This is a genomic window from Streptomyces sp. Je 1-369 (assembly GCF_026810505.1).
Lineage (GTDB): Bacteria > Actinomycetota > Actinomycetes > Streptomycetales > Streptomycetaceae > Streptomyces.
Genome location: NZ_CP101750.1, coordinates 7,546,650 through 7,573,351 on the forward strand (window position 1 = coordinate 7,546,650; position 26,702 = coordinate 7,573,351).

The 26,702-nt window shown below is 71.5% G+C and carries 21 protein-coding genes and 1 tRNA gene; 14 read left to right on the forward strand and 8 right to left on the reverse strand.

From position 1 onward, the window contains the following. The first annotated feature begins 43 nt into the window (after positions 1 to 43). From NOO62_RS33750 to NOO62_RS33805, 12 genes are all read left to right on the forward strand, one after another. The gene (locus tag NOO62_RS33750; RefSeq protein WP_268774586.1) at positions 44 to 1,057 is read left to right on the forward strand and encodes a sugar phosphate isomerase/epimerase family protein; all 1,014 of its coding nucleotides are present in this window, start codon (positions 44 to 46) and stop codon (positions 1,055 to 1,057) included. Between the two features lie 195 nt (positions 1,058 to 1,252). After that, the gene (locus NOO62_RS33755) at positions 1,253 to 3,742 is read left to right on the forward strand and encodes a PQQ-dependent sugar dehydrogenase (RefSeq protein ID WP_268774587.1); all 2,490 of its coding nucleotides are present in this window, start codon (positions 1,253 to 1,255) and stop codon (positions 3,740 to 3,742) included. A gap of 13 nt (positions 3,743 to 3,755) precedes the next feature. Next, complete coding sequence (locus NOO62_RS33760; protein ID WP_268774588.1) at positions 3,756 to 5,270, forward strand: ThuA domain-containing protein; 1,515 nt, start codon at positions 3,756 to 3,758, stop codon at positions 5,268 to 5,270. 94 nt (positions 5,271 to 5,364) lie between these two features. Further along, positions 5,365 to 6,726 (forward strand): inositol-3-phosphate synthase, encoded by a 1,362-nt coding sequence (locus NOO62_RS33765; RefSeq protein WP_268774589.1) that lies wholly within the window; start codon positions 5,365 to 5,367, stop codon positions 6,724 to 6,726. After that, complete coding sequence (locus NOO62_RS33770) at positions 6,723 to 7,826, forward strand: SCO3242 family prenyltransferase (protein ID WP_268774590.1); 1,104 nt, start codon at positions 6,723 to 6,725, stop codon at positions 7,824 to 7,826. Before NOO62_RS33765 ends, NOO62_RS33770 begins: the two co-directional genes overlap by 4 nt. Beyond that, entirely contained in the window at positions 7,823 to 8,779 is a 957-nt protein-coding gene (locus NOO62_RS33775) for a sugar phosphate isomerase/epimerase family protein (protein WP_268774591.1), read from the forward strand. Before NOO62_RS33770 ends, NOO62_RS33775 begins: the two co-directional genes overlap by 4 nt. After that, complete coding sequence (locus tag NOO62_RS33780) at positions 8,776 to 9,450, forward strand: EboA domain-containing protein (protein WP_268774592.1); 675 nt, start codon at positions 8,776 to 8,778, stop codon at positions 9,448 to 9,450. The genes NOO62_RS33775 and NOO62_RS33780 overlap by 4 nt, the downstream gene beginning before the upstream one ends. Then, positions 9,450 to 10,301: a TatD family hydrolase gene (locus NOO62_RS33785; protein ID WP_268774593.1), complete on the forward strand. Its 852-nt coding sequence runs from the start codon at positions 9,450 to 9,452 to the stop codon at positions 10,299 to 10,301. The genes NOO62_RS33780 and NOO62_RS33785 overlap by 1 nt, the downstream gene beginning before the upstream one ends. Positions 10,302 to 10,304: 3 nt before the next feature. After that, a complete protein-coding gene (gene eboE / locus NOO62_RS33790) occupies positions 10,305 to 11,474 on the forward strand; it encodes a metabolite traffic protein EboE (RefSeq protein WP_268774594.1) in 1,170 nt (389 codons plus the stop codon). After that, positions 11,471 to 12,847 (forward strand): nucleotide pyrophosphatase/phosphodiesterase family protein, encoded by a 1,377-nt coding sequence (locus NOO62_RS33795; RefSeq protein WP_268774595.1) that lies wholly within the window; start codon positions 11,471 to 11,473, stop codon positions 12,845 to 12,847. The genes eboE and NOO62_RS33795 overlap by 4 nt, the downstream gene beginning before the upstream one ends. Positions 12,848 to 13,000: 153 nt before the next feature. Continuing rightward, complete coding sequence (locus NOO62_RS33800; protein ID WP_268774596.1) at positions 13,001 to 14,077, forward strand: sugar phosphate isomerase/epimerase family protein; 1,077 nt, start codon at positions 13,001 to 13,003, stop codon at positions 14,075 to 14,077. Positions 14,078 to 14,235: 158 nt separating this feature from the next. Beyond that, positions 14,236 to 14,320 (forward strand) — tRNA-Leu (locus NOO62_RS33805). Between the two features lie 75 nt (positions 14,321 to 14,395). On the opposite strand, the gene NOO62_RS33810 is transcribed toward NOO62_RS33805, so the two are convergent. The 7 genes from NOO62_RS33810 to NOO62_RS33840 form a co-directional block, all read right to left on the reverse strand. Then, positions 14,396 to 15,058 (reverse strand): GntR family transcriptional regulator, encoded by a 663-nt coding sequence (locus NOO62_RS33810; protein ID WP_150187196.1) that lies wholly within the window; start codon positions 15,056 to 15,058, stop codon positions 14,396 to 14,398. An 88-nt stretch (positions 15,059 to 15,146) separates the two neighbouring features. Beyond that, on the reverse strand, positions 15,147 to 16,151 hold the full coding sequence (locus NOO62_RS33815) for a proline racemase family protein (RefSeq protein ID WP_268774597.1): 1,005 nt from the start codon (positions 16,149 to 16,151) through the stop codon (positions 15,147 to 15,149). 135 nt (positions 16,152 to 16,286) lie between these two features. Continuing rightward, the gene (locus NOO62_RS33820; RefSeq protein WP_268774598.1) at positions 16,287 to 17,195 is read right to left on the reverse strand and encodes a dihydrodipicolinate synthase family protein; all 909 of its coding nucleotides are present in this window, start codon (positions 17,193 to 17,195) and stop codon (positions 16,287 to 16,289) included. Beyond that, a complete protein-coding gene (locus NOO62_RS33825) occupies positions 17,192 to 18,874 on the reverse strand; it encodes an FAD-dependent oxidoreductase (RefSeq protein ID WP_268774599.1) in 1,683 nt (560 codons plus the stop codon). Before NOO62_RS33825 ends, NOO62_RS33820 begins: the two co-directional genes overlap by 4 nt. Beyond that, positions 18,855 to 19,163: a (2Fe-2S)-binding protein gene (locus NOO62_RS33830; RefSeq protein ID WP_268774600.1), complete on the reverse strand. Its 309-nt coding sequence runs from the start codon at positions 19,161 to 19,163 to the stop codon at positions 18,855 to 18,857. The genes NOO62_RS33825 and NOO62_RS33830 overlap by 20 nt, the downstream gene beginning before the upstream one ends. Next, complete coding sequence (locus tag NOO62_RS33835) at positions 19,160 to 20,305, reverse strand: NAD(P)/FAD-dependent oxidoreductase (RefSeq protein WP_268775906.1); 1,146 nt, start codon at positions 20,303 to 20,305, stop codon at positions 19,160 to 19,162. The genes NOO62_RS33830 and NOO62_RS33835 overlap by 4 nt, the downstream gene beginning before the upstream one ends. A 175-nt stretch (positions 20,306 to 20,480) precedes the next feature. Continuing rightward, positions 20,481 to 21,227 (reverse strand): AraC family transcriptional regulator, encoded by a 747-nt coding sequence (locus NOO62_RS33840; RefSeq protein WP_268774601.1) that lies wholly within the window; start codon positions 21,225 to 21,227, stop codon positions 20,481 to 20,483. A gap of 195 nt (positions 21,228 to 21,422) precedes the next feature. On the opposite strand from NOO62_RS33840, the gene NOO62_RS33845 reads away from it, so the two are divergent. Together NOO62_RS33845 and NOO62_RS33850 are read left to right on the forward strand one after the other, a co-directional pair. Further along, positions 21,423 to 22,580: an MFS transporter gene (locus NOO62_RS33845; protein WP_268775907.1), complete on the forward strand. Its 1,158-nt coding sequence runs from the start codon at positions 21,423 to 21,425 to the stop codon at positions 22,578 to 22,580. Between the two features lie 198 nt (positions 22,581 to 22,778). After that, positions 22,779 to 25,121: a collagenase gene (locus tag NOO62_RS33850; RefSeq protein ID WP_268774602.1), complete on the forward strand. Its 2,343-nt coding sequence runs from the start codon at positions 22,779 to 22,781 to the stop codon at positions 25,119 to 25,121. Here the strand turns inward: NOO62_RS33850 and NOO62_RS33855 are convergent. Then, positions 25,093 to 26,637, reverse strand: coding sequence for a glycoside hydrolase family 3 protein (locus tag NOO62_RS33855; RefSeq protein ID WP_268774603.1), 1,545 nt, complete (start codon positions 26,635 to 26,637; stop codon positions 25,093 to 25,095). The two genes, NOO62_RS33850 and NOO62_RS33855, sit on opposite strands and share 29 nt — an antisense overlap. Positions 26,638 to 26,702: the final 65 nt, after the last annotated feature.

Consider the following 26,702-nt stretch of genomic DNA (forward strand, 5'->3'; position numbering starts at 1 on the left):
GCATTCGTCATTCGTCCGATTCCCGCTCCGAGGAGGCCTGGTCATGCCACGGCAGTTCACGCTCTTCACCGGTCAGTGGGCCGACCTTCCGCTCGAAGAGGTCTGCTCCCTCGCCCGCGACTTCGGCTACGACGGCCTTGAACTCGCCTGCTGGGGCGATCACTTCGAGGTCGACAAGGCGCTCGCCGATCCGACGTACCTGGACGGGCGGCACGCGCTGCTCGACAAGTACGGGCTCAAAAGCTGGGCGATCTCCAACCACCTCGTCGGTCAGGCCGTCTGCGACGCGATCATCGACGAGCGGCACCAGGCGATCCTGCCCGCCCGCATCTGGGGCGACGGCGAGGGGGAAGGGGTGCGGCAGCGCGCCGCCGCCGAGATCAAGGACACCGCGCGGGCGGCCGCGGCGTTCGGCGTCGACACCGTCGTCGGGTTCACGGGCTCCTCGATCTGGCACCTGGTCGCGATGTTCCCGCCTGCTCCCGAGTCGATGATCGAGCGCGGGTACGAGGACTTCGCCGAGCGCTGGAACCCGATCCTGGACGTCTTCGACGCGGAGGGCGTCCGGTTCGCCCACGAGGTGCACCCCTCGGAGATCGCGTACGACTACTGGACCACGCACAAGGCCCTGGAGGCCGTCGGTCACCGCGCCACCTTCGGGCTGAACTTCGACCCGTCGCATTTCGTGTGGCAGGACCTGGACCCGGTCGGGTTCCTCTACGACTTCCGCGACCGGATCTACCACGTCGACTGCAAGGAGGCCCGGCGCCGCCTCGACGGCCGCAACGGCCGCCTCGGCTCGCACCTCCCGTGGGGTGACCCGCGGCGCGGCTGGGACTTCGTGTCGGCGGGCCACGGGGACGTCCCGTGGGAGGACGTCTTCCGGATGCTGCGCTCCATCGCGTACGACGGGCCCATCTCCGTCGAGTGGGAGGATGCGGGCATGGACCGCCTGCAAGGCGCGCCGGAGGCGCTGACGCGCCTGAAGGCGTTCGATTTCGAGGCCCCGAGCGCGTCCTTCGACGCGGCGTTCGGCGGCTCCGACCGGACCGACTGACCAGTCCGTACCACGCCACGTTTGTCCATTGACAGGAAAAAGTTCAACTTCTGTCGTGCACAAGGGCTTTCCGCCCGGGACAATCGTGGCTACCGTCCTTGAGGTGTACAGGACATGAATGGTCCGGGGTGACGGCGCACCCCGGCGCACGGCGCACACACCCCGTACGACCGTCCCCCCATCCGGAGGAACCCCGTGCACAGGAAACGCCCGAGACTCCGCACCACGCTCGCCCTGCTCACCGGCACCGTACTCACCGGCGCCTCCCTGACCCTCGCCGTGCCGCACGCCGGTGCCGCCCCCGCCGACCCGCCCGCGCAGGCCGCCGCCCCGGTCGCCGAGGACTTCCAGCAGGTCACCCTCGCCAAGGGCGCGCCGGAGACGGGCGAGCCGATGACGCTGTCCGTGCTCCCCGACCGCTCGGTCCTGCACACCTCCCGCGACGGCACGCTCCGCCTCACGGACGCGGCGGGCAATACGAAGATCGCCGGGAAAATACCGGTCTACACGCACGACGAAGAGGGCCTCCAAGGCGTCGGCATCGACCCGAAGTTCAAGGACAACCGGGCGATCTACCTCTACTACGCGCCGCCCCTCGACACCCCCGCGGGCGACGCCCCGGAGAACGGCACCGCCGAGGACTTCAAGAAGTTCGACGGCGTGAACCGCCTCTCCCGCTTCGTCCTCAAGGCCGACGGCACCCTCGACAACGCCAGCGAGAAGAAGGTCCTCGACGTCCCCGCGAGCCGCGGCACCTGCTGCCACGTCGGCGGTGACATCGACTTCGACAAGGACGGCAACCTCTACCTGTCGACCGGTGACGACTCCAACCCCTTCGCCTCGGACGGCTTCACGCCCATCGACGAGCGCGCGAACCGCAACCCCGCCTTCGACGCGCGGCGCAGTGCGGGCAACACCAACGACCTGCGCGGCAAGATCCTGCGCGTCAAGGTCGCCGACGACGGCTCGTACACCGTCCCCGACGGGAACCTCTTCGCCAAGGGCACCGAGAAGACCCGCCCCGAGATCTACGCGATGGGCTTCCGCAACCCCTTCCGCATGAGCGTCGACAAGCCGACGGGCATCGTCTACGTCGGTGACTACGGGCCCGACGCCGGCGCGGCCGATCCCAAGCGCGGCCCCGCGGGTCAGGTCGAGTTCGCCCGGGTCACCAAGGCGGGCAACTTCGGCTGGCCCTTCTGCACCGGCAAGAACGACGCCTACGTCGACTACGACTTCGCGACCGGCACCTCCGGCTCCGCCTTCGACTGCAAGGCCCCGAAGAACGACTCGCCGCACAACACCGGCCTGACCGACCTGCCGCCCGCCCAGGAGGCGTGGATTCCGTACGACGGCGGCTCCGTGCCCGAGTTCGGCAGCGGCTCCGAGTCCCCGATGGGCGGCCCCGTCTACCGCTACGACGCGGCGAACACCTCCCCGGTCAAGTTCCCCGAGGCGTACGACGGCGACTTCTTCGCCGGCGAGTTCGGCCGCCGCTGGATCAAGCGCATCGAGCAGGGCACGGACGGCACGGTCTCGAAGATCAACCCGTTCCCGTGGACCGGCACCCAGGTCATGGACATGGAGTTCGGCCCCGACGGCGCCCTCTACGTCCTCGACTACGGCACCGCCTGGTTCGGCGGCGACGAGAACTCGGGCCTCTACCGCATCGAGAACGCCACCGAAGGCCACTCCCCGGTCGTCGAGGCCACCGCCTCCAAGACGAGCGGTCAGGCGCCGCTGCGCACCAGGTTCACCGCCAAGGCCACGGACGCCGACGGCGGGACGCTCACCTACGCCTGGGACTTCGGCGACGGCGGCAAGTCGACGCAGCAGAACCCCACGTACACGTACAAGAAGAACGGCGTCTACACCGCCACCGTGACGGTGAAGGACTCCACCGGACGCACCGGCTCGGCCAGCGCGCACGTCACCGTCGGCAACACCGCGCCCAAGGTGACCCTGCAGCTCCCCGGTGACGGCCAGCTGTTCACCTTCGGCGACAAGGTGCCCTTCAAGGTGAAGGTGACCGACCCGGAGGACGGCCCGATCGACTGCACCAAGGTCAAGGTCACCCACATTCTCGGCCACGACAGCCACGGCCACCCCGTCACCTCGGCCAACGGCTGCGAGGGCACCATCCAGACCTCCGCCGACGGTGAGCACGACCCGAACGCCAACATCTTCGGGGTCTTCGACGCCGAGTACACGGACAAGGGCGCGAACGGCCAGCCCGCGCTGACCACCCACGACCAGAACGTCGTCCAGCCCAAGCACCGCCAGGGCGAGCACTTCAACGACTCCAAGGGCGTCTCCGTCGTCAACCACACCCCGGCGCACGGCGGCAAGACCGTCGGCGACGTCCACAACGGCGACTGGGTCTCCTTCGAGCCGTACATCCTCGGCAACGCCACCAAGCTGACCGCACGCGTCGCGTCGGCCGGAACCGGAGGCACGCTGGAGGTTCGCAGCGGCTCCGTCGGCGGCAGGCTCCTGGGCACCGCGAAGGTGGCGCCGACCGGCGGCTGGGAGAAGTACGTCGACGTCAGCACGGCGATCAGCAAGCCGCCGACGACGACCACGACGCTCTACCTGGTCTTCAAGGGCACGGGCTCGGGGGCGCTCTACGACGTGGACGACTTCACCTTCACGACGAGCTCCACGACCAGCTCCAAGACGAGCTGAGAGGGGTCAGCACATGCGCGCATCCGTACGGCTGGCCACCGCGACCGCCGCAGCCGCCCTGCTCATCGGCTGTGTGTCGGGGCCGGCGGCCTCGAAGCCCGAGCAGCCGAAGAAGGCGGGTGACAAGGTGCTCGTCTTTTCCAAGACCGCCGGGTTCCGCCACGACTCAATCCCCACCGGCATCACCGCCGTCAAAGAACTCGGCGCCGCGAACGGCTTCACCGTCGACGCCACCGAGGACGCGGGGGCCTTCACGGCCGCCAACCTCGCCCGGTACGACGCCGTGGTCTGGCTCTCGACGACCGGCGACGTCCTGAACGCCGCCCAGCAGACGGCGTTCGAGCAGTACATCCGCGGCGGCGGCGCCTACGTCGGCGTGCACGCCGCGGCCGACACCGAGTACGACTGGCCCTTCTACGGCGGGCTCGCGGGCGCCTACTTCCAGTCGCACCCCGCGATCCAGCCCGCGAAGGTCCACGTCGAGGACCACGCGCACCCGGCCACCGCCCACCTCGGCACGGGCACCTGGGACCGCACCGACGAGTGGTACAACTACCGCGCCAACCCCCGCGACCGGGCCCGCGTGCTCGCCACCCTCGACGAGTCGTCGTACACCGGCGGCACGATGTCCGGCGACCACCCCATCGCCTGGTGCCAGAGCTACGAGGGCGGCCGCTCCTTCTACACCGGCGGCGGCCACACCAAGGAGTCCTACGCCGAACCCGCCTTCCGCCAGCACCTCCTTGGCGGCATCCGCTGGGCCGTCGGCGCGGCCCAGGCCGACTGCCGTCCTGAGAAGGGCTACACCCCGATCTTCGACGGCACGGCCTCCTCCCTGGAGGACTGGAAGCAGGCGGGCCCGGGCTCCCTCCAGCTCAACGAGGGCGACGGCACGCTCAAGACCGTCGGCGGCATGGGCATGCTCTGGTACGACCGGCGCGAGCTCGGCTCCTACTCCCTCAAGCTCGACTGGCGGATGCGGGGCGACGACAACTCGGGGATCTTCGTGGGTTTCCCGGCCTCCGACGACCCCTGGTCGGCCGTGAACAACGGCTACGAGATACAGATCGACGCCACGGACGTCCCCGAGAAGACCACGGGCTCCGTCTACGGCTTCCACTCCGCCGACCTGAAGAAGCGTGACCGCGCGCTCAACCCGCCGGGGGAGTGGAACACCTACGAGATCCGCGTCGAGGGCGAACGCCTTCGCGTCTATCTCAACGGAGTCAAGATCAACGACTTCACCAACACCGACCCGGCCCGCAGCCTGCGCCAAGGCCACATCGGCATCCAGAACCACGGCGACGCCGACGAGGTCACCTTCCGCGACATCCGCCTGAAGAACCTGCCCACGAAGGGCCACCCGGGCAAGGACGGCCTGGGGAAGGTCCGTCCGGGGAAGGCTGTGCCGATGAGTGATGTGACGGCACACGTGACGCGACACGTGGTGCGACGCGTGACGCCACACGTGACGACACACCACTCCGACCCACCCGCCCCGGCAACCGGTTCGGGCGCGGGTCAATAGACGGCGGCGGGCGGAGGACGCCGGACCTCCGCCCGCCGTCTTGCACCGCACTCACGTTCCGCGAGCTCCCGAGTCGGTCCCGAGCTCTTGAGTCATGCAGGAGGCAGCCGTGCCCACATCCGCGACCTCACCCTCTACGCCCTCCACTCCTCCCCACGGGACGCCGCCCGTCGGTCCCGTCGGCGTATGGCTGATCGGGGCACGCGGCTCGGTCGCGACCACGGCCGTCGCGGGCTGCGCGGCGATGACCGCAGGACTCCACGCCCCCACCGGCATGGTGACCGAGACCGCACCCTTCCTGGACTGTGGCCTGCCAACGTTGTCGTCACTCGTCTTCGGCGGCCACGACACCACCAGCTGCCCCCTGCCCAAACGCGCCGAGGAACTCGCCGCGGGCGGTGTCCTGCCCCACGGCCTCCCCTCGGCGGTGCGCGCCGAACTCGCCGCCGCCGACGCCGAGATACGCCCCGGCGGCCCACAACCGGGCGACACCCGCACCGACGAGGAACTGATCGACGCCTTCACCGCCGACATCCGCGATTTCGTACGTCGCCGGGGACTGGCCCGCGCGGTAGTGGTGAACGTCGCCTCGACCGAACCCCTCCCCTCCGCCGACGCCGAACGGCTCCCCGCCAGCTCCCTCTACGCGGCCGCCGCCCTGCGCGCCGACTGCCCCTACGTGAACTTCACCCCCTCCACGGGCCTCCACCACCCGCGCCTCACCGACGCGGCACGCACCTCCGGCCTCCCCTTCGCGGGCCGTGACGGCAAGACCGGCCAGACCCTGCTGCGCTCCGTACTCGGCCCGATGTTCGCCCAACGCGCCCTCGCCGTCCGCGCCTGGTCCGGCACGAATCTCCTCGGCGGCGGTGACGGCGCCGCCCTGGCCGACCCCGCGGCCGCCGCGGCGAAGAACGCGGGCAAGGAACGCGTCCTCGCCGACACGCTCGGCTCCGCCCCCGAGGGCGAGGTCCACATCGACGACGTCCCCTCCCTCGGCGACTGGAAGACGGCCTGGGACCACATCGCCTTCGACGGCTTCCTCGGCACGCGCATGGTCCTGCAGACCACCTGGCAGGGCTGCGACTCGGCGCTCGCCGCCCCCCTGGTCCTGGACCTCGCCCGCCTGACGACCCGCGCCCACGAACGCGGCCTCTCCGGCCCCCTGCCCGCCCTCGCCTTCTACTTCAAGGACCCCGACGCCGACGCCCCCGCGGCGCTGGGAGAGCAGTACGCCACACTGATCGACTTCGCGAAACAGCTGGGAGGAGACGTCGCCGGGGGAGGCGGCCGTGGTCTCGGAGAGGGAGACCTCGCCGGGGGAGGTGGTCGCGGACCCGGAGGGGGAGACCTCGCCGGGGGAGGTGGTCATGCTCCCGGACAGGGAGGCGGTCGTGCTCCAGGGCGGGCCGACCGTGGCCCCGCCGACGGCACGCCCTCCGGCGCGTCCTCGTGAACGCCGCAGGCACCCGGCGCGCCTGGGCCGAACTCCTCCGCCTCCCCGCCCTGTTCACCGTCCCCGGCGACGCCTTCGCCGGCGCGGCGGCGACCAACCTGCGTCCCAACCATCGCACCCTCCTCGCCATCGGTTCCTCCCTCTGCCTGTACGAGGCCGGCATGGCCCTCAACGACTGGGCAGACCGCGCCGAAGACGCCGTCGAACGCCCCGAGCGCCCCCTGCCCTCCGGCCGCGTCGCCCCACCCGCGGCCCTCACCGCGGCCACCGCCCTCACCGTCGCGGGCCTCGCCCTCGCCTCCCGCGCGGGCCGCCCGTCCCTCGCGGTGGCGGGCGCGCTGGCCGGGACGGTCTGGGCGTACGACCTCACCCTGAAGCACACCCCCGCCGGTCCGGCAGCCATGGCCACCGCGCGCGGCCTCGACCTGCTCCTGGGCGCGACCGCCACGGCGGGCCCCGGCCACGACCCGCGCGCCCAGGCCACCGCTGCCGCCCCCTCGGCGGCGACCCTGGCCGCCCACACCCTGGCCGTCACCGTCGTCTCCCGCCACGAAGCGCAGGGCGGCTCCTCGACCGCTCCCTTGGCCGCACTGGCGACGACAGCGACCCTGGCCCGCCTGGTCGCCACCACACGCCGCCGCTCTGTTGGCGGGCGTGGGGCCCAGAGGAGGCGGGGTGGTCCGGGAGGTGGAGGTGGAGGTGGAGCTGGCGGGGGCGGATTGCAGCGGGGCTGGGGTGCCCTGCGAGGGGAGGTCAGCGGGAACGGTTCGCAGCGAGCCCAGGGTGCCCTGAGAGGGGCTGCCGACGGGGGCGGCGATCGGGACGCCCGCGACCTCCGAACCGCCGCCGATACCTGCCACCGAGCCCTCAGTGGTGCCCTCGCGCTGGCCTACGCCGCAACCGCCGCCAGGCCTCTCTTCCACGCAGTCCTCAATCCGTCACCTCCCCTCACCCAGCGCGCCGTCGGCGGCGGAATCCGCGCCATGATCCCGCTGCAGGCCGCCCTCGCCGCCCGCACCGGCGCCCCCGCCACGGCCCTCCTGACGGCCGCCCTCGCCCCGGCCGCCCGACGGTTCGCACGAAAGGTGAGCGTCACATGAGCGGTACGGAAGGTGCGCGCCGCACGGGCGGACCGTTCCCGCGAAGCCACCGCACCGGGCTTCGCTACGGCTACGGCACCAACGGGCTCACCGATCTCCGTCTCGACGACGCCCTCGGTCTCCTCGCCGACCTCGGCTACGCAGGTGTTGGCCTGACGCTCGACCACATGCACCTGGACCCCCTCGCCCCCGATCTCGCCGCCCGCACCCGCCATGTGGCCCGTCGGCTCGACCGCCTCGGTCTGGGCGTCACCGTCGAGACGGGGGCCCGTTATGTCCTCGATCCGCGCCGTAAGCACGGTCCCTCCCTCCTCGATCCCGACCCGGAACGGCGCGCCGAACGCGGTCGTCTGCTGATCAGTGCCGTTCAGGTCGCCGCCGACCTCGGTGCGCACGCCGTGCACTGCTTCAGTGGCGTCACCCCGGCGGGCACCTCGGACGGCATCGCGTGGCGCCGCTTCACCGACGCGCTCGGCCCCGTACTCGACGCCGCCTCGGACGCCCGTGTCCCACTGGCCATCGAGCCGGAACCCGGCCACCTCCTCTCGTCCCTCGCCGACTTCCATCACCTGCGCCGGAAACTCGGTGACCCAGACCCCGAACTCCTCGGCCTCACCCTCGACATCGGTCACTGCCAGTGCCTCGAACCCCTTCCTCCCGCAGACTGCGTACGCGCCGCCGCCCCCTGGCTTCGGCACGTCCAGATCGAGGACATGCGCCGCGGAGTCCACGAGCACCTGCCCTTCGGCGACGGAGAGATCGACTTCCCGCCCGTCCTCGAAGCGCTTGCCACCGTCGGCTACCAGGGACTGACCGTCGTCGAACTGCCCCGTCACTCCCACGCGGGCCCCGATCTCGCCGCCCGCTCCATCGACTTCCTGCGCCGAGCGGAAGCCGCAGTCCCGGCCCCCGCAACCGCCGGTCCCGTTCCCGCCGAAGGAGGTACCCCGTGACCAACACCTCCGAGATCGCCGCCCTCCGCACCCACCTCGAGAACGACCTCGGTGGAGCCGCCCGCGCCTGGCTCGACCAGGCCACCGCCGAGGCCGCCGCCCACGGAGAGCGACCCCACCGGGAGGGGCCGGAGCCCACCCCCACGTGGGAGCTGCGGTTCGCCGAGGCCGGACGCCGCTGCGGCCCACGCCATGCCGACGCCGCCCGTATCCTGCTCCTGCACGCCGCGAACGCCACCCCCGTCACTCTCGCCCGCATCTACGCCCAGGGCACCGCGGCCGAACGCCGGGCCGTTCTGCGGGCACTGCCCCACCTGGTGCCGGGACCCGACGCGCTGCCCCTGGTCGAGGACGCTCTGCGCACCAACGACACAAGCCTCGTCGCCGTGGCCGTCGGCCCCTACGCCGCAGCGCACCTTCCCCCGCACGACTGGCGGCACGCCGTCCTCAAGTGCCTGTTCACCGGTGTCCCGCTGGACGCCGTCGCCGACCTGCCGCAGCGTGCCCGCGGAGACACGGAACTCGCCCGGATGCTCGGCGACTACGCGACGGAGCGGTCCGCGGCCGGCCGACCCGTCCCCGGCGACCTGCACCGAGCCATGGAGCTGACCGCCCCCGCGTCCCCCACGGCCCCCGTGGGCCCCCTCACCGGCGAGGAGCAGGAGTCCTGATGCGCATCTTCGACCCCCACATCCACATGACGTCCCGCACCACCGACGACTACCAGGCGATGTATGCCGCCGGCGTCCGTGCCGTCGTCGAGCCCGCGTTCTGGCTCGGCCAGCCACGGACGTCGCCCGCCTCCTTCTTCGACTACTTCGACTCCCTCCTCGGCTGGGAACCCTTCCGCGCGGCCCAGTACGGCATCGCCCACCACTGCACGATCGCCCTCAACCCGAAGGAGGCGAACGACCCCCGCTGCACCCCCGTCCTCGACGAACTGCCCCGCTATCTCGTCAAGGACAACGTCGTCGCCGTCGGAGAGATCGGCTACGACTCCATGACGCCGGCCGAGGACACCGCGCTCGCCACCCAGCTGCAGCTCGCCGCCGACCACGAACTGCCCGCTCTCGTGCACACCCCGCACCGCGACAAGCTCGCGGGCCTGCGCCGCACCATCGACGTGATCAGCGAGTCCGCCCTGCCCCTCGAGCGTGTCCTCATCGACCACCTCAACGAGACCACGGTCAAGGAGGCCAAGGACAGCGGCTGCTGGCTGGGCTTCTCCGTCTACCCCGACACCAAGATGGACGAGGGACGGATGGTCGCCATCCTCCGGGACTTCGGGCCCGACCGGGTGCTCATCAACTCCGCCGCCGACTGGGGAAAGAGCGATCCCCTCAAGACCCGCAAGGTCGCCGATGCCATGCTGTCTCACGGGTATGACGAGGACGACGTCGACCTCGTCCTGTGGCGCAACCCCGTGGCGTTCTACGGACTCAGCGGCCGCCTCCAGCTCGATGTGCGCGAACCGGACGCCGCCACCCACGAAGGCAACTCCATCCTGCGCGGCGGGGCGTGACCCATGCGCTTCCGGCACCCCGACGGCTCCACCGTCCACCTCGCCTACTGCACCAACGTCCACCCGGCCGAAACCCTGGACGGTGTGCTCGCCCAGCTCCGCGACCACTGCGAGCCCGTGCGGAAGAAGCTCGGCAGGGACCGCATCGGCATCGGCCTGTGGCTCGCCAAGGACGCCGCCCACGCCCTCGTCACCGACCCCGCGGCACTGCGCGGCCTGCGCACCGAACTCGACCGGCGCGGACTCGAAGTCGTCACCCTCAACGGCTTCCCCTACGAAGGCTTCGGTGCGGAACAGGTCAAATACCGTGTGTACAAGCCCGACTGGACCGACCCGGAGCGCCTCGGCCACACCACCGAACTGGCCCGGCTGCTCGCCGCCCTCCTCCCCGACGACGTCACCGAAGGCACCATCTCCACCCTGCCGCTCGCCTGGCGCACCCCCTTCGACCCCCAGCGCGCCGAGGCTGCCCGCACGGCCCTCACCGTGCTGGCCCAGCGCCTCGACGCCCTCACCGAGCTGACCGGCCGCTCCATCCGCATCGGCCTCGAACCGGAGCCCGGCTGCACCGTCGAGACGACCGCCGACGCCATCGCCCCACTCACCGCGGTCGGCCACGACCGCATCGGGGTCTGTGTCGACACCTGTCACCTCGCCACCTCCTTCGAAGATCCGGAGACCGCCCTCGACGCCCTCGCCGCCGCGGGCGTCCCCGTCGTCAAATCGCAGCTGTCCGCCGCACTGCACGCCGAACACCCTCACCTCCCCGCCGTACGCGAAGCCCTCGCGGCCTTCGACGAACCCCGCTTCCTCCACCAGACCCGGACCCTGACCGGCGCCGGCCTGCGCGGCACCGACGACCTCGGCGAAGCACTCACCACCGACGTGCTGCCCGACACGGCACCCTGGCGCGCCCACTTCCACGTCCCCCTCCACGCGGCCCCCGCCGCGCCCCTCACGTCCACGCTCCCCGTCCTCCAGGACGTCCTGACCCGGCTCGTCGGCGGGCCCGCCCCCCTCACCCGCCACCTGGAGGTCGAGACCTACACCTGGCAGGCCCTCCCGCCCGCGCTCCGCCCCCGCGGCCGACCCCAGCTCGCCGAGGGCATCGCCGCAGAGCTCTCCCTCGCCCGCGACCTCCTGACCGACCTCGGCCTCAAGGAACTCCCATGACCCCGGCCCCCTTGCTGGTTCTTGACGTCGTCGGCCTCACCCCGCGCCTCCTGGACCACATGCCGCGCCTCAAATCGCTCGGGCAGTCCGGGTCCAGAGCCGCCCTCGGCACCGTCCTGCCCGCCGTCACCTGCGCCGCCCAGTCCACCTTCCTCACCGGCACCACCCCCGCCGAGCACGGCATCGTCGGCAACGGCTGGTACTTCCGCGAGCTCGGTGACGTACTCCTGTGGCGTCAGCACAACGGCCTCGTGGCCGGCGACAAGCTGTGGGAAGCCGCCCGCCGCGCGCACCCCGGCTACACCGTCGCCAACATCTGCTGGTGGTACGCCATGGGCGCCGACACCGACTTCACCATCACCCCCCGCCCCGTCTACTACGCAGACGGTCGCAAAGAACCCGACTGCTACACCCGGCCCCCGGCCCTCCACGACGAACTCACCGACAAGCTCGGCACGTTCCCCCTCTTCCACTTCTGGGGACCCGGCGCCGACATCGTGTCCAGCCGCTGGATCGTGGACGCCACCCGGCACATCATCGAGACCCGCCACCCCGACCTCGCCCTGTGCTACCTCCCTCACCTCGACTACGACCTGCAACGCTTCGGCCCCGACGACCCGCGCTCCTTCCGCGCCGCCGCCGAGCTCGACGCGACCATGGCGCCGCTCCTGGACGACGCGAAGGCGGAGGGCAGGACCGTCGTCGCGCTGTCCGAGTACGGCATCACACGGGTGAACAGGCCCGTCGACCTCAACCGGGTACTGCGCCGCGCGGGTCTGCTCGAGGTGCACACCCAGGACGGCATGGAGTACCTCGACCCGATGGCCTCCCGTGCCTTCGCCGTCGCCGACCACCAGATCGCCCACATCTACGTCCGCCGCCCGGAAGACCTCGACGCCACCCGCGCCGCCCTGGAGGGCGTCCCCGGCATCGAGCAACTCCTCGACGACGAGGGCAAGAAGGACCACCAGCTGGATCATCCGCGCTCCGGCGAACTCGTCGCCGTCGCGGAGCCGGACGCCTGGTTCACGTACTACTACTGGCTCGACGATGCCCGCGCGCCCGACTTCGCGCAGCTCGTCGAGATCCACCGCAAACCCGGTTACGACCCCGTCGAGCTCTTCATGGACCCCGAGGACCCGTACGTCCGCGTCAAGGCCGCGGGCGCGCTGGCCCGCAAGAAGCTCGGCATGCGCTACCGCATGGCGGTCGTGCCCCTGGATCCGTCACCTATCCGCGGCAGCCATGGCCGCCTTCCCACGAGCGAGGACGAAAGTCCGCTCATTCTGTGCTCCACCCCCCGCGCCGTCAGCGGCCGTGTCGCGGCCACCGATGTGAAATCGCTCCTGCTCGATCTCGCAGGTCTGCGGTGATGACCATGACCACCGGCCCGCGTCGCTGAATCTGCCTGATCTCCACTGAACCAGACAGCTCGGACCCTGCCATCAGGGCCCGACCCTCAGTGATCCCTGATCCGTCCTTCGAACCCATCCCTGACGCGCCCCGACGCCACCGAGGAGAACCGCATGAGCCGTAAGCCGACCTCCACCGACCCCGAACTCGCGCAGAGACTCAGCCGACGCGGCATGCTCGGCGTGGCCGCGGGCGCCACCGCCGCGGCGCTCGTCGGGGCGGCCGCACCGACCGCCTCGGCAACTCCGACCGCCCCGGCGACCCCCACCGGCCCTGCCGCCGCGGGCAAGGGGCGCGGGCGTCCCGTCCTGCCGCCCGGCCGGCTCGGCATCCAGCTCTACAGCCTCCGCGACAAGGTCTCCTCCGTCGGATTCGCGCCCGTCTTCGCCGAGCTGGAGAAGTACGGATACGACGAGATCGAATTCGCCGGATACACCCAGGGCTCCGCGGGCGCCATCACCCTGGCCCAGCTCAAGAGGCTGGCCCGCGACCACGGCTTGAACCCCATCGGCTCCCACGTGGGCTATTACGACGACAACAACCCCAACGCGTACACGTTTGCGCAGAACCTCACCAAGGTCCTCGATGACGCCGAGGCTCTCGGCCTCAAGCACATCGGCACCGCCGCGGGGCCCTTCCGCTACGGCACCACCGTCGACGCCTGGAAGCGGGCGGCGGAGGACTTCAACACGTACGGCGAAGCGGCCCGCAAGCGCGGCATGAAGTTCTACCAGCACAATCACGCCGAGGAGTTCTCCTTCGCCACCGACAAACCGAAGGTCCGGCTCTACGACGTGCTCCTCGCGGAGACCGACCCCGACTTCGTGTACCTGGAGATGGACATCTACTGGGCGTTCAGCGCGCAGTTCCGCTTCGGCAAGCGCGTCGACGGCACGGCCGCCCCCTTCCACCCGCTCGACTACGTACTGAAGCAGCCCCACCGTTACCCCCTGTTCCACGTCAAGGACGGCATCCGTGACGAGACCACGCGTGACGGCTATCGCATGACGGACGTCGGCGACGGCGACATCGACTACAAGAAGTTCCTGTCGAAGGTGACGGCGCGCACCCACCATGGAAAGCGCTATCACCACTGGCAGACCGAGCACGACAAGCCGGTCGAGTCCTACGCCTTCGCCCGCAAGTCCAGCGAACACCTGCACTCGCTGCGCGGCCGCTGCGGCGACTGACCGCACAAGAACCCCGCGTACCGGTAATCGCCTCGTCACCCTCGGTGAGATCGCATCCCGTCATCGGCAGGTGGATACGCAGGTGAAAGGCACTCCGAAACCTTGGTATTGTTGTCCATGTCGCCGCGGGGAACACCCCGCACGGCGGCAGACACCTAGTCCGGGTGGCGGAATGGCAGACGCGCTAGCTTGAGGTGCTAGTGCCCTTTATCGGGCGTGGGGGTTCAAGTCCCCCCTCGGACACAGAGCAGTAAAAGAGCAGTGCATCGAATGGTGCCGACCGGAGTCCGGTCGGCACCATTCTTCTTGTGGCGGCGCTCAGGTCGTGGCCCACAGTGACCGTACGTGACCCAGGTGTCGCGCCATGCACTTCTCCGCTCCCTTGGCATCGCCCGCCAGCATCAGGTCGAGGAGTTCGATGTGCTCCTCGGCGGACGGGGTCAGCTGGTCGCGCTCGTCCAGGGCCGTCAGGCCGTAGAGGCGGGAGCGCTTGCGGAGGTCGCCGACCGTTTCGACCAGGCGGTCGTTGCCCGAGAGGGCGAGGAGTGAGAGGTGGAAGCGGCGGTCGGCCTCCAGATAGCCGATGAGGTCGTGGTCGCGGGCGGCACGCACGATCTCCTCGGCGATCGGACGCAGTACCTCCAGGTCCTCCTTGGCGGCCGTGCGCGTGATCCGTCCGATCATGGGGATCTCGATCAGGGCGCGGATCTCCGTGTACTGGTCGAGGTCGCGCTCGTTCACCTCGGTGACCCGGAAGCCCTTGTTGCGGACCGGCTCGACGAGCCCTTCACGGGCCAGGTCGAGCATCGCCTCGCGCACCGGCGTCGCCGAGATGCCGAAGTCCTCGGCCAAGCCGGGCGCGGAGTAGATCTCGCCGGGGCGCAGCTCGCCCGAGATCAGGGCGGCCCGCAGTGCGTGGCCGACCTGGTCGCGCAGCCGCTCCCTGGTGGTGATGAGGTTCTTCTGCTTCAGGTGCCCCATGGTGTCCCCTCCGGTGGTACCCGCGCCCGCGCGGATCACCAAAGTACAATGTCACGTTGCCAGTTCGGGGCTCCGGGGGATACGGGGGTCAGAGTGTGAAGCCCGCCGGGAACGGGTCGTCGGGGTCCAGGAAGTACTGGGCCGTGCCCGTGATCCAGGCCCGGCCGGTGATCCTGGGCACGACCGCGGGCAGGCCCGCCACCTCCGTCTCCGCCACGAGTCGGCCCGTGAACTCCGTACCGATGAACGACTCGTTGACGAAGTCGCGGTCCAGCGGGAGTTCGCCGCGGGCGTGCAGCTGTGCCATGCGCGCCGACGTGCCCGTGCCGCACGGCGAGCGGTCGAACCAGCCCGGGTGGATCGCCATGGCGTGCCGGGAGCGGCGGGCGTCCGAGCCGGGCGCGGCCAGGTAGACGTGTTTGACTCCGCTGATGTCCGGCTGTTCGGGGTGCGTCGGGCGGTCCGGCGACGCGTTGATCGCGTCCATCACGGCGAGCCCCGCCGCGAGCAGGTCGTCCTTGCGCGCACGGTCGAACGGCAGCCCCAGCGCGTCGAGCTGGACGAAGGCGTAGAAGTTTCCGCCGTAGGCCATGTCGTACGTCACCGTGCCGTACCCCGGCACCTCGACCTTGCGGTCCAGGGCGACACAGAACGCGGGAACGTTGGTGAGCGTGGCCGAGGTGGCCGCGCCGTCGGTCACCCGTACGTCGACGGCGACCAGGCCCGCCGGAGTGTCCAGGCGGACCGTCGTGACCGGCTCGGTGACCTGCACCATCCCGGTCTCCACCAGGACGGTCGCCACGCCGATCGTGCCGTGGCCACACATCGGGAGGAGCCCGGACACCTCGATGTAGAGGACTCCGTAGTCGGCGTCGGGACGGGTCGGGGGCTGGAGGATGGCACCGCTCATCGCGGAGTGGCCGCGCGGCTCGTACATCAGGAGCGTGCGCAGGTGGTCCATGTGCTCGATGAAGTGCAGCCTGCGGTCGGCCATGGTGGCGCCCGGGATCACCCCGACGCCGCCGGTGATCACGCGGGTGGGCATGCCCTCGGTGTGCGAGTCGACGGCGTGGAACACGTGACGGGTGCGCATGGGCGTCTCTCCCTCCGGTTGTCGTACGTGAACCTTCGGCGGTCACGTGGATTGGCGGTCACGTGGATTGGCGGTCACGTTGCTCGGCGGTCACGTGGACCTTCGGCGGTCATACGTGGTCCGTTGAGCGTCGGGTCAGCGGTGGCCCGCCGCCGTCGCCTTCTCCGTGGCCGACCGCACCAACGCCTCCGTGGCGCCGGACAGCGGGGAGCGCGGCGGGCGGGTCGGGCCGCCGCGTCGGCCCACGATGTCCATCGACAGCTTGATGGACTGCACGAACTCCGTCTTGGAGTCCTGGCGCAGAAGCGGATGCAGCGAACGGTAGAGGGGGAGCGCCGTCGCCAGGTCGTGGGCGCGGGCGGCGCCGTAGAGCTCCGCGCAGGTGGCGGGGAAGGCGTTCGGGTATCCGGCGATCCAGCCGACCGCGCCCGCGAGGGCGAGTTCGAGCAGAACGTCGTCCGCGCCGATCAACAGGTCCAGGTCCGGCGCGAGTTCGGCGATCTCGTACGCCCTGCGGACGTCGCCGGAGAACTCCTTCACGGCTACGACCGTGCCGTCGCCGTGCAGCCGGGCCAGCACGTCCGGGGTCAGGTCGACGCGGGTGTCGAGGGGGTTGTTGTACGCGACCACGGGCAGGCCGGCCCCGGCGACCTCGGCGTAGTGGGACCGTACGGCGTCTTCGTCGGCGCGGTAGGTGTTCGGCGGCAGGAGGAGCACGGAGCCGCAGCCCGCCTCCGCCGCGTGCTCGGCCCAGCGGCGGGACTCCGCGCTGCCGTACGCGGCGACGCCGGGCATCACGCGGGCTCCGTCGCCCGCGGCCTCTACGGCGGTACGGACGACGCGGGCGCGTTCGTCGTCGGTCAGGGTCTGGTACTCGCCCAGGGAGCCGTTCGGGACGACGCCGTCGCAGCCGTTGCCCATGAGGTGGCCGACGTGCTCGGCGTAGGCGTCGTAGTCGATGGAGAGGTCCTCGCGCAGGGGGAGCGCGGTGGCGACCATGATGCCGCGCCAGGGGCGGTCTGCGGTCCAGTTTCCTGCGGTCATGAGGGCTGCCCTTCGGTCGGGTGGTGGGGCGGGAGATCAGGAGGGTGAGGGGTGGTGGGAGGTTGTCGTTCCGGGGTGGTCAGGTTGGCCAGGACGCCCAGGGGGACCGGCGTCGCCAGCGGGCGTCGGTCGGGGGCGGTGCTGGGCGGTGCCTCGGGTGGGGCGGTGGCACATGGGGGCGACGACAGGCACGACACGGCCCACCCGCACACCCGGCCCTGGCACCAGCCCATGCCCGCCCGGGTCAGCAGCTTCACGGAGCGTGCGTCCCGGGCGCCGTACTCCGTGATGGCCTCGCGGATCCGGTCCGCCGGGACCTCCTCGCAGCGGCAGACGTCGGTGTCGTCGGAGAGCCACCGCGTCCAGCCCTCACCCGGCGCGTGCGTGACGGCCATCGCGTCGGCGAAGGCGTTCATGCGGTCGCGGCGGCGACGCAGGGAACGTAGGCGCGAGCGCGGGGCGGGACGTCGGCCGGTCAGCCGGGACGCCACGGCCAGGGCCGCCAACTCGCCCTCGCCGAGGGCATGTTGTGCGCCGCCCACGCCCGACGTCTCGCCCGCCGACCACAGGCCGCGCAGCGAGGTCTCCTGCAGTGGGCTCAGGGCCAGGGCGTGCGTACCGTCCGGAGTGCGGCGTGTGGCGCAGCCCAGGCCGGTCGCCAGGTCGATCTGCGGGATCAGCCCGTGGCCCACGGCGAGGGCGTCGCAGTCGATACGCCGTTCCGTGCCCGGTATCGGACGCCACTCGTGGTCGAGTCGCGACACCGTCACCGCTTCCACCCGGTCCTTGCCGTGCGCCTCGGTGACGGCGTGCCGCGTGCGCGGGCGAACCCGGTGGCGGAGCAGGGCCTTGGCGTGGTGTGCGCCCTCCGTGAGCTTGTGGGGCTGGGTGGCGAGGGCGCGCGGGTGGCGTGCGTACCCGAAGTACGAGGATGCCTCCAGCAGTTCGGGTACTTCGGCACCTGCCGTGACGAGTGACCCGGCCACGGCCAGCAGGAGCGGGCCACTGCCTGCGACGATCACGCGTCTGCCGGGCAGGACGAGACCGGACTTCAGCATGGCCTGGGCGCCGCCCGCGCCGACGACACCGGGCAGGGTCCAGCCGGGGAAGGGGAGTTGTCGTTCGTACGAGCCCGTCGCCAGGAGGACCGCGCGCGCTCGCACCCGTGTCGAGCGCTGCTCCTCGCCGGGGCCGGGGCCGGGGTCGGCCGTAAGGGCGTGGATGGTCCAGTCGTTCTCGGCCTCGCGCGTCACCGTCCAGACGTGGTGGTCGAAGAGGCAGGTGACGTCGCCGGTTCGCAGTCGGTCACGCAGGTCGGTGAAGACGGGCCAGTCGTGGTGCAGGGCTTCGGGGCGGGTGGCGTGCGTGGCCGGTGCGGGGTGCCGGTAGAACTGGCCGCCCGGTTGTGGGGCTGAGTCCAACAGCGCCACGGACAGGCCTAGTTCAGCGGCCGTCACGGCGCCTGCGAGGCCTGCGGGTCCGGCGCCGATCACCGCGAGATCGTACGGGTCGTGCTCGTATGGGGTGTGCTCGCATGGGTCGTGCTCGTACGGGTCGTGCGCATGAGGGTCGTGGGCATACGGGTCGTGCGCATACGGGTCGTGCTCGGACGGTGGTGTCTCGTACCCCTCGGCCGCGCGGTCTCCAAGACGGCGGGCATCACTTCTCGAACCCGGCATGACCGCTCCCCTCCTGCGTCGTGACCGTGTCGCCGGGGCGGGCGGTGACCAGGCAGGCGCGCCTGTTGGGGCGGCCGTTGACGGTGGCGAGGCAGTCGTAGCACTGGCCGATGCCGCAGAACGCCCCCCGCGGCTGCCTGCCACCCCTCGTGGTCCGCCAGGTGAGAACGCCCGCCGACCAGAGCACGGCCGCGATGGACTGGCCCGGCAGCGCGTCCAGTTGGCGTCCGTCGAAGGTGATCGTGAAGGTGGGCCCGGGGGAGGCCCCCACGAGCTCGGTCGGTTTCACCGGACTGCCTCCTCTCGTGCGAAGCGCTCCGGTGCGAACGGGGCGGGATCGAGCGGGAGTTCGGTGCCCGTCAGCATCGCGGAGATCAGCGCGCCGGTCGCCGGGGCGAGGCCGATGCCCGCGCCCTCGTGGCCGCAGGCGTGCAGCAGGCCGGGGAGGCGCGGGTCGGGGCCGATCGCCGGGAAGTGGTCCGGCAGGTACGGGCGGAACCCGGCGTAGGTGCGGATCGCCCGCACCTGTGCCAGGGCGGGGAACAGGCGTACCGCCTGGGCCGCGAGGCGGCGCAGGGCCTCCACCGACAGCGTACGGTCGAAGCCCACCCGTTCCCGGCTCGCCCCGATCAGCACCGGGCCCGCCGGTGTGCCCTCGACCACGGCGGAGGTCTGGAGCGCCGCCGAGCCGCTCGCGACGTCGGCGACGTACTCCGCGGAGTACACCTTGTGCCGCACCACGCGTGGCAGCGGTTCGGTGACGAGGACGAATCCGCGGCGGGGCAGCACCGGGAGCTCCAGGCCCGCAAGGCGGGCGACTTGACCTCCCCACGTACCGGCGGCGTTGAGTACGTGCGGTGCGTGCATCTCGCCGAGCCGCGTCGTCCGGACGCCCCGTACGTCGCCCTGTCCGCCGGTGAGGATCGCGGTGACTTCCTCGCCGAGCCTGAGCGTGAGGTGCCCGGTGTCGGCGGCCGCCCGGAGCAGGTGTGCGGCGGCGAGGGCGGGCTGGACCTGGGCGTCCTGCGGATAGTGGACGCCGCCCGCCCTGCCCGGTGCGAGATGGGGTTCGAGGTCGGCGAGGCGGTCGGCCGGGACCTCCGTGGCCTCGACGCCCGCCTGCCGCTGCGCCGCGGCGAACCGGCGCAGGGCCGCGAGCTCGGGTTCGGTCGAGGCGACGACCACGCCGCCCTTCGTCTCGTACTCGATGCGGGAGGGCAGCTCGGCGGCGAGCTCGCGCCACAAGTGAGCCGAGTGGAGCGCGAGTTCGAGTTCTGGCCCCGGAGCCTTGTCGGAGACGAGCAGGTTGCCCTCGCCCGCGCCGGTCGTGCCGCCCGCGACGGGGCCGCGGTCGATGACGGTGACGTGGAGGCCGGCGCGGGCGGCGTAGTAGGCGCAGGCGGCGCCGACCACTCCGGCGCCGACGACTATGAGGTCTGCGGTGCGGGCGGGGGGCGAGGTGCGAGCGGGGGCCGAGGTATGGGCGCGGTTGGGGAGCTGTGACCGTTCGGACGCGTGTCTCGTGAGCACGGCAGTAATATTTCACATGGCACTGTCGGTGCCAAGAGGTCGCACGCGTAAGGGAGTTGCCGGGCGCGGAGAAGTGCTAGTCGCGGCGGTGGTGCGTCCCGGGCGTGTACCCGTACGCCCTGCGGAACACGTCGATGAACGCGCTGGTCGACGACCATCCGCAGCGGTGCGCGACCGCCGTGACCGGCATGCCGTCGGCCAGCATGCGCAGCGCGTGGTAGAGGCGCAGCTGGGTGCGCCACTGCGGGAACGTCATGCCCAGCTCGCGGCGGAAGAGCCGACTCAGGGTGCGTTCGCCCGCGCCCGCTCCGGCGGCCAGTTCGGCCAGGCCTCGCGGATCCGCCGGGCTGTCGTGCAGCCGGTCGCAGACGGCGGCGAGGCGGGAGTCCGAAGGCGTGGGCAGCTGTACGGGCTGCTGCGGCGACGTGCGCAACTGGTCGAGGAGTACGGCCCGCAGGCGTCGGCGTTCCGGGGACTCGTCCTCCGGGTCCCGGGTGCAGGCGAGGATCAGTTCGCGCAGGAGCGGGCCGATGGAGAGCACGGTCGGGGCGTCGAGGCCGAGCGGGTTCGTGCCCGCCGGCAGGCCGACCAGGTGCAGGGCCAGGTGGCCGTGGGCGCGGTGGGCGTGGACGCAGCCCGCGGGGACCCAGATGGCCCGGGTGCCGGGCGCGAACCAGGTGCCCGCGTCGGTGGTGACGGCCACGACGCCGGAGCCCGCGTAGACGATCTGGTGGTCGTCGTGGCGGTGCGCGTCGATGCGTTCGCCGGGAGACAGTTCCCGGAGAGCGGTCGGCGCCTCGGGGGTGTGGCGGATTTTCGGCACAGGTTGGCACTTTATCGGAAGCGGGCCAGGGTGGCGGGTGGCGACGATGAGCCGGTGTTCTCCCGAACGAAAGCCGCGTCAGTCGCCCCTACGCCCTCCACTCCTCCGCCCTCCACTCCTCAGCCCGCCACTCCTACGTCGTCCAGTCGTACGCCGTCCACCCCTACGCCTTCGCCCCCGACCCCCCGCCGCCCCATCACCCTCCTGGCCCTCAGCCACGCCTGCGTCGACGTCTATCAGGGTGCCGTCGCCGCCCTCGTGCCGTTCTTCGTCGCCGAGCGCGCCTACGCCTACGCCGCCGCGTCCGGCATCGTGCTCGCCGCCTCGCTGCTGTCCTCCGTCGTCCAGCCCCTGTTCGGGGCGCTCACCGACAAGTGGGCCATGCCGTGGCTGCTGCCGGTGAGCACCCTGGTGGGCGGTGCGGGAGTCGCGCTCGCGGGCGTCGGCGGGAGCTACCCGGTGACGTTGCTGGTCGTCGCCGTGTCGGGCGTCGGCGTCGCCGCGTACCACCCGGAGGCCGCACGCGTGGCCCGGCAGGCGAGCCGGGGGAGTCACACCGCGATGAGCTGGTTCTCGCTCGGCGGCAACGTCGGCTTCGCGACCGCGCCCCTGCTGGTCTCCGCCGTCGTCGCCACGGGCGGCCTGCGCGCCTCCCCGCTCCTGGTCGTGCCCGCCCTCGCGGGAGCGGTGCTGTGCGTGGCGGCGGCGCGGGGCCTCCGGGCGGCACGGGACGCGGCGGGCCCGCGGGAGGAGGCCGCCCAGGGGGGAGGCCAGGTCGCCGCCGAGGACGACTGGCCGTCGTTCCTCAAGCTGTCCGGCGCCGTCGTCTGCCGCTCGGTCGTCTTCACCGGACTGAGTACGTTCATCGCGCTGTACGTCCCCGAGCGCACCGGAGCGGGTGAAGTCGCGGGCACGGTCGCCCTGTTCGTGCTCTACCTCGGCGGCGCGGTCGGGACCGTCGCGGGCGGCCGGCTCGCCGCCCGGCACGGCCGCCTCCCCGTCGTCAGGTGGTCGTACGCCCTGACCGTCCTCGCGGTGGCCGGAGTCGTCCTCGTCCCCGGGCCCCTTCTCTACGTCTTCGTCGCACTCACCTCGGCAGGCCTGTACGTGCCGTTCTCCCTGCACATCACCCTCGGGCAGGACTACCTGCCGCGCCGCATGGGCACCGCGAGCGGCGTCACTCTGGGGCTGACGGTGAGCATCGGAGGCCTCGCGAGTCCGCTGATCGGGGCGGTCGCGGACGCCGCCTCCCTGCGGACGGCGCTCGCTCCGCTGACCGTGCTGCCCGCGCTCGGCTGGCTCCTCCTGCGCACGCTGCGCGAGCCGGGCACGGAGGGTGTCGTCAGCCCTTGACGGCCAAATTGGCGGCGACCAACGGCTCCTGAGGGGTTGTCAGTGCAATATCACATTACTACGTTACGCATCACATGACGCAGTGGCGGCCATGAGGCAACGCCTCAAAGGCCGTCGCATGTAAGCCAGTTGCCGTCATGCGTCACGTACACCGCACCTCAGCCCCCACCTCCCACACAGGAGCCATCGGTGTCCCACATGTCCCAGACACGTCTACGCACCCTGCGCAGATCCGTGCTCGCCGGCGCGATAGCGGCGACCCTCTGCGCCTCGGCCGTCCAGCTCGGACACGCTGCCGAGCCCGCCCCCGCGGCGGCGCAACCCCGCACCGCCACATCCGCACCCCCCGCCCGGACCCCCCTGGACGTCGTCGACCGCCGGGCGAAGGCCCCGAAGCCCGGCGCCTACGAGATCCCGGCACCCGGCGGGCTCAAGGACGGCCGCACTCCCGGCCCCCGCACGCCCAAGCCGAAAGCGAAGCCGACAGCGAAGCCGAAAGCGAGCTCCGCGAAGGCCGCGCCCTGCACCCTCGACGGTGTCACCGGACTCTCGCCCGACCGGTTCGCCGACTTCCTCGCCGACCCCGCCGTCACCGCCGACGGCTGTCTCCGCACCCTGATCTGGACCTGGGACGCGCGGCTCGCCCCCGTCATGTCGGACGCGCACGTCCAGGCCGTCTCCCGCCGCGTCGCCGGGCTCGCGGCCGCCCACGACGGCAAGAACGGCAGCAACCTCCTGGAGCTGCTCACGTATCTCCATGCCGTCGCCTACCAGGACTTCTCGCACGATGAGATCGATGTCACCGACGGGCCGACCGTGGACGCGATGCGGCGCGCCGTCGACGCCTTCGGCTCCGCGCCCCGCACCTTCGACGTGACGCGGAGCAACGCCGATTCGCTCCGCGAGGCGCTCTACGCGGCGAGCGCGCCGGGGCTCCGTCAGCATCAACTACCGTTGATCAAGCGGGTTCTTACCACCATGGACGCCAAGCACCCCGGCACCGCGAAGGACGCCGCCTGGGCCGGTTCCGCGCTCGCCGCGCTGTCCGTGAGCTATCTCGGCGTGTACCCCGGCAACCGGGACGCCGCCTTCCACGCCGCGGTGAAGGCCGACCCCTCCTACCGTGCCGCCTTCAAGGCCTTCGGCGGATACACCCACCTCAAGGGCACCGCCAACGCCTGGGTCGTGCGCGACGCGCTGAGCGAGTACGGAAGGTTCGGGCAGGTCGACGGGATCACCGCGGAGATCGTCTCCGGGCTCGGCGGGCTCGTGGACGTCGTCGTCCGCAACTTCGGTGAGGGCAGCGCCCCTTGGGCAAAGGTCGCCACCTGGCTGAACGAGTTCGGCGCCTGCGCGCCCTACAAGGTGTGCAAGGCCGACATCGAGCGCCGCCTCTTCCCGCAGACCTATGCGTACGACAAAGGCGGCATGAAGGTCCGCACGGCGCTCGACCGGGGCACCGTCGACCAGCTCTACTACGCGAGCAAGCAGGTCAAGGCGCAGTTCCACCGGGTCGTCGGCACCGAGGAGCCGCTCGCGGGCGACCCCAACACCACGCTGACGACGGTCCTTTACGCCTCGCGCGCCGACTACGAGAACTACCACCCGCTGCTCACCGGCATGGACACGAACAACGGCGGCGTCTACATCGAGCGCGGCGCGACCTTCTACACCTATCAGCGGCGGGTCCCGCAGGACTCCACGCTGACGCTGGAGGAGCTCTTCCGCCACGAGTACACGCACTACCTGAACGGCCGCTGGGCCGTGCCCGGGTTCTTCGGCGAGGGCCCCTGGTACCAGGGCGACCGGACCACCGCGATGGACGAGGGCACCGCAGAGTTCTTCGACGGCGCCACCCGCGACGACGGCATCGAGGTCCGCAAGTCACTGGTCCAGGGCATCATCGACGACACGGCCGACGGCGGCCCGCGGATGACCGTCGACCAGCTCCTGCACGCCACCTATGACGGCGACGGTTTCCGCTTCTACGACTACGCCGGAACGTTCTTCGAGTTCCTGTGGGCCGAACGCCCCGCCCTGCTCAAGGAGATGTACGGGTACCTGCGGGCCGACGACCCGGCGCGCTTCGACGCCTGGCGCGACCGGCTCGGCAAGGACCGCGGACTGCAGAGCCAGTACGACGCGTTCCTCGACAAGCAGATCGCGCACGTCGACGACCTCTTCGTGCCCGACACCACGTACGTGCCGGTCGCCGAGCTCCGCGACACCACCGCCGACCAGGTACGTGCCTCCATCGCGGCGACGACGGGCATCACGCCCGCCTGCCGGTCGAACGGTGCGCCGGAGCGGCCGCGGTACACCTGCACGGGCCGCATCACCGCGAACCTCGGTGCGTCCGGCGACCCCGACGCCGTGTTCAAGGACATGTCGGAGACCGTCGACTACTTCCTCCTCGAACGGTCCACGGCGGGCGACAACAACCTCGCCGACATGAACTGCTCCTTCGGCGAGGTCGACATCTGGACCGACGGCCGCGCGGGCAGCGCGGACTTCAGCTGCGAGGGGCCGCTGAAGGGGTGAGACCCCCGCCCGCGAGCAGTTCCGCCGCCGCGATGCCCGAGACACGGGTCGCGCCGTGGGTGATCAGGCGGGTGGCGCCGAGCGCGTCGCCCGCCGGGACGCCCATCTCCACGACCAGGGCATCGGGGCGGCACCGCAGGATGCGGTTGAGGGTGTCGGTCATCCAGCGGTGCCGGGCCGCGTCCCGCACGACGACCACCAGAGCGCGGCCCGTCGCCGGGGTCAGCACCTCGCCGTCCAGGATGTCGGCTGCGTGGGCGAGGTCGGGCTCCGTGAGCCGTACGGACGTGGTGCCGGGGCGCAGGTCCCGCAGCGGCTCGGCGACGCCCCACGGGGTGTGGCCGTCGATGGCCAGGTTCATCGTGGGGGACAGCTCCACGACGTGCGGGACGCCCACGACGGGGAGCGACGCGTTCGCCGTGCCGGTGCGGTGGTGCACCCGCACGGCTCGGCGGGCGGCGACCAGGCCGATGTCGGTGGGGCCCGCCGCGCGGGCGACGGCTCGCGATCGCTCGCCGGACCAGGCAGCGAACTCCCGTACGCGCGTGCTCGCTTCGACGAGCCGCGCCTCGGGCAGCGTGCCGTCGATGACCGCCTTCACCAGGGCTGTGGAGAGCAGGTCGAACGTGGCCTCGTCGGCACTCTCGCCGCCCACGCACACCGCGTCCACACCGCCCGCCAAGGCCTTGACCGTCGCGCCGTCGATGCCGTAACGGTCGGTGACCGCACCCATCTCGATGCCGTCGGTGACGACGAGGCCGTCGAAGTTCAGCTCCCCGCGCAGCAGTTCCACCAGGATGCGGTGGCTGAGGGTCGCGGGCAGGTCCGGATCGTAGGCGGGGGCGAGGAGGTGCGCGGTCATCACGGCGCGTACGCCCGCCTCCATCGCCGCGATGAACGGCGGCAGCGCGGTGAGCGCGATCTCCTCGGCGGAGCCCTTCACCTGGGGCAGGCCGTAGTGCGAGTCGACGACCGTGTCGCCGTGGCCGGGGAAGTGCTTGGCGCAGGCGGCGACGCCGGCGTCCTGAAGGCCGCGGACCCAGGCGGCCGTGTGGCGGGAGACGACGTCGGTACGGGAGCCGAAGGAGCGTACGCCGATCACCGGGTTGAGCGGGTTGGAGTTCACGTCGGCGCTCGGCGCGAAGTTGAGGGAGACACCCGCGGCGTGCAGATCGCGGCCGATGTCGTGGGCCACCCGCTCGGTCAGGTCGATGTCGTCGACGGCGCCGAGGGCGAGGTTGCCGGGCCGGGACGAGCCGGTCCACGCCTCCAGACGGGTCACGTCGCCCGCCTCCTCGTCGATGGCGACGATCAGGTCCGGGTTCTCCGCGCGCAGGTCCGTGGTGAGCCGGGCGACCTGCTCCGGTGTCTCGATGTTCCGTGCGAACAGGACGACGGAGCCCAGACCCTCGGCGATCCTGCGGCGCAGCCAGGCGGGGGCCGTGGTGCCCTCGAAGCCGGGCTGCAGCACGGAGTGGGCGAGGTGCTCCAGAGACGGGTCACTGCTCGGTGCCATGGCGCGACCTCCGAAGTTGCGGGTACGTGGGACGGATGGTGCACGGAATGTGCGGCGGGGCTCCT

Excerpts from the sequence above, each read along its gene's own strand:
- NOO62_RS33825 (WP_268774599.1), bottom strand. The coding sequence starts at position 18,874 with ATGCCGGGTTCGAGAAGTGATGCCCGCCGTCTTGGAGACCGCGCGGCC.
- NOO62_RS33765 (WP_268774589.1), top strand. The coding sequence starts at position 5,365 with ATGCAGGAGGCAGCCGTGCCCACATCCGCGACCTCACCCTCTACGCCC.
- NOO62_RS33785 (WP_268774593.1), top strand. The coding sequence starts at position 9,450 with ATGCGCATCTTCGACCCCCACATCCACATGACGTCCCGCACCACCGAC.
- NOO62_RS33760 (WP_268774588.1), top strand. The coding sequence starts at position 3,756 with ATGCGCGCATCCGTACGGCTGGCCACCGCGACCGCCGCAGCCGCCCTG.
- NOO62_RS33775 (WP_268774591.1), top strand. The coding sequence starts at position 7,823 with ATGAGCGGTACGGAAGGTGCGCGCCGCACGGGCGGACCGTTCCCGCGA.
- NOO62_RS33810 (WP_150187196.1), bottom strand. The coding sequence starts at position 15,058 with ATGGGGCACCTGAAGCAGAAGAACCTCATCACCACCAGGGAGCGGCTG.
- NOO62_RS33750 (WP_268774586.1), top strand. The coding sequence starts at position 44 with ATGCCACGGCAGTTCACGCTCTTCACCGGTCAGTGGGCCGACCTTCCG.
- eboE (WP_268774594.1), top strand. The coding sequence starts at position 10,305 with ATGCGCTTCCGGCACCCCGACGGCTCCACCGTCCACCTCGCCTACTGC.
- NOO62_RS33820 (WP_268774598.1), bottom strand. The coding sequence starts at position 17,195 with ATGACCGCAGGAAACTGGACCGCAGACCGCCCCTGGCGCGGCATCATG.
- NOO62_RS33795 (WP_268774595.1), top strand. The coding sequence starts at position 11,471 with ATGACCCCGGCCCCCTTGCTGGTTCTTGACGTCGTCGGCCTCACCCCG.
- NOO62_RS33855 (WP_268774603.1), bottom strand. The coding sequence starts at position 26,637 with ATGGCACCGAGCAGTGACCCGTCTCTGGAGCACCTCGCCCACTCCGTG.
- NOO62_RS33815 (WP_268774597.1), bottom strand. The coding sequence starts at position 16,151 with ATGCGCACCCGTCACGTGTTCCACGCCGTCGACTCGCACACCGAGGGC.
- NOO62_RS33850 (WP_268774602.1), top strand. The coding sequence starts at position 22,779 with ATGTCCCAGACACGTCTACGCACCCTGCGCAGATCCGTGCTCGCCGGC.
- NOO62_RS33800 (WP_268774596.1), top strand. The coding sequence starts at position 13,001 with ATGAGCCGTAAGCCGACCTCCACCGACCCCGAACTCGCGCAGAGACTC.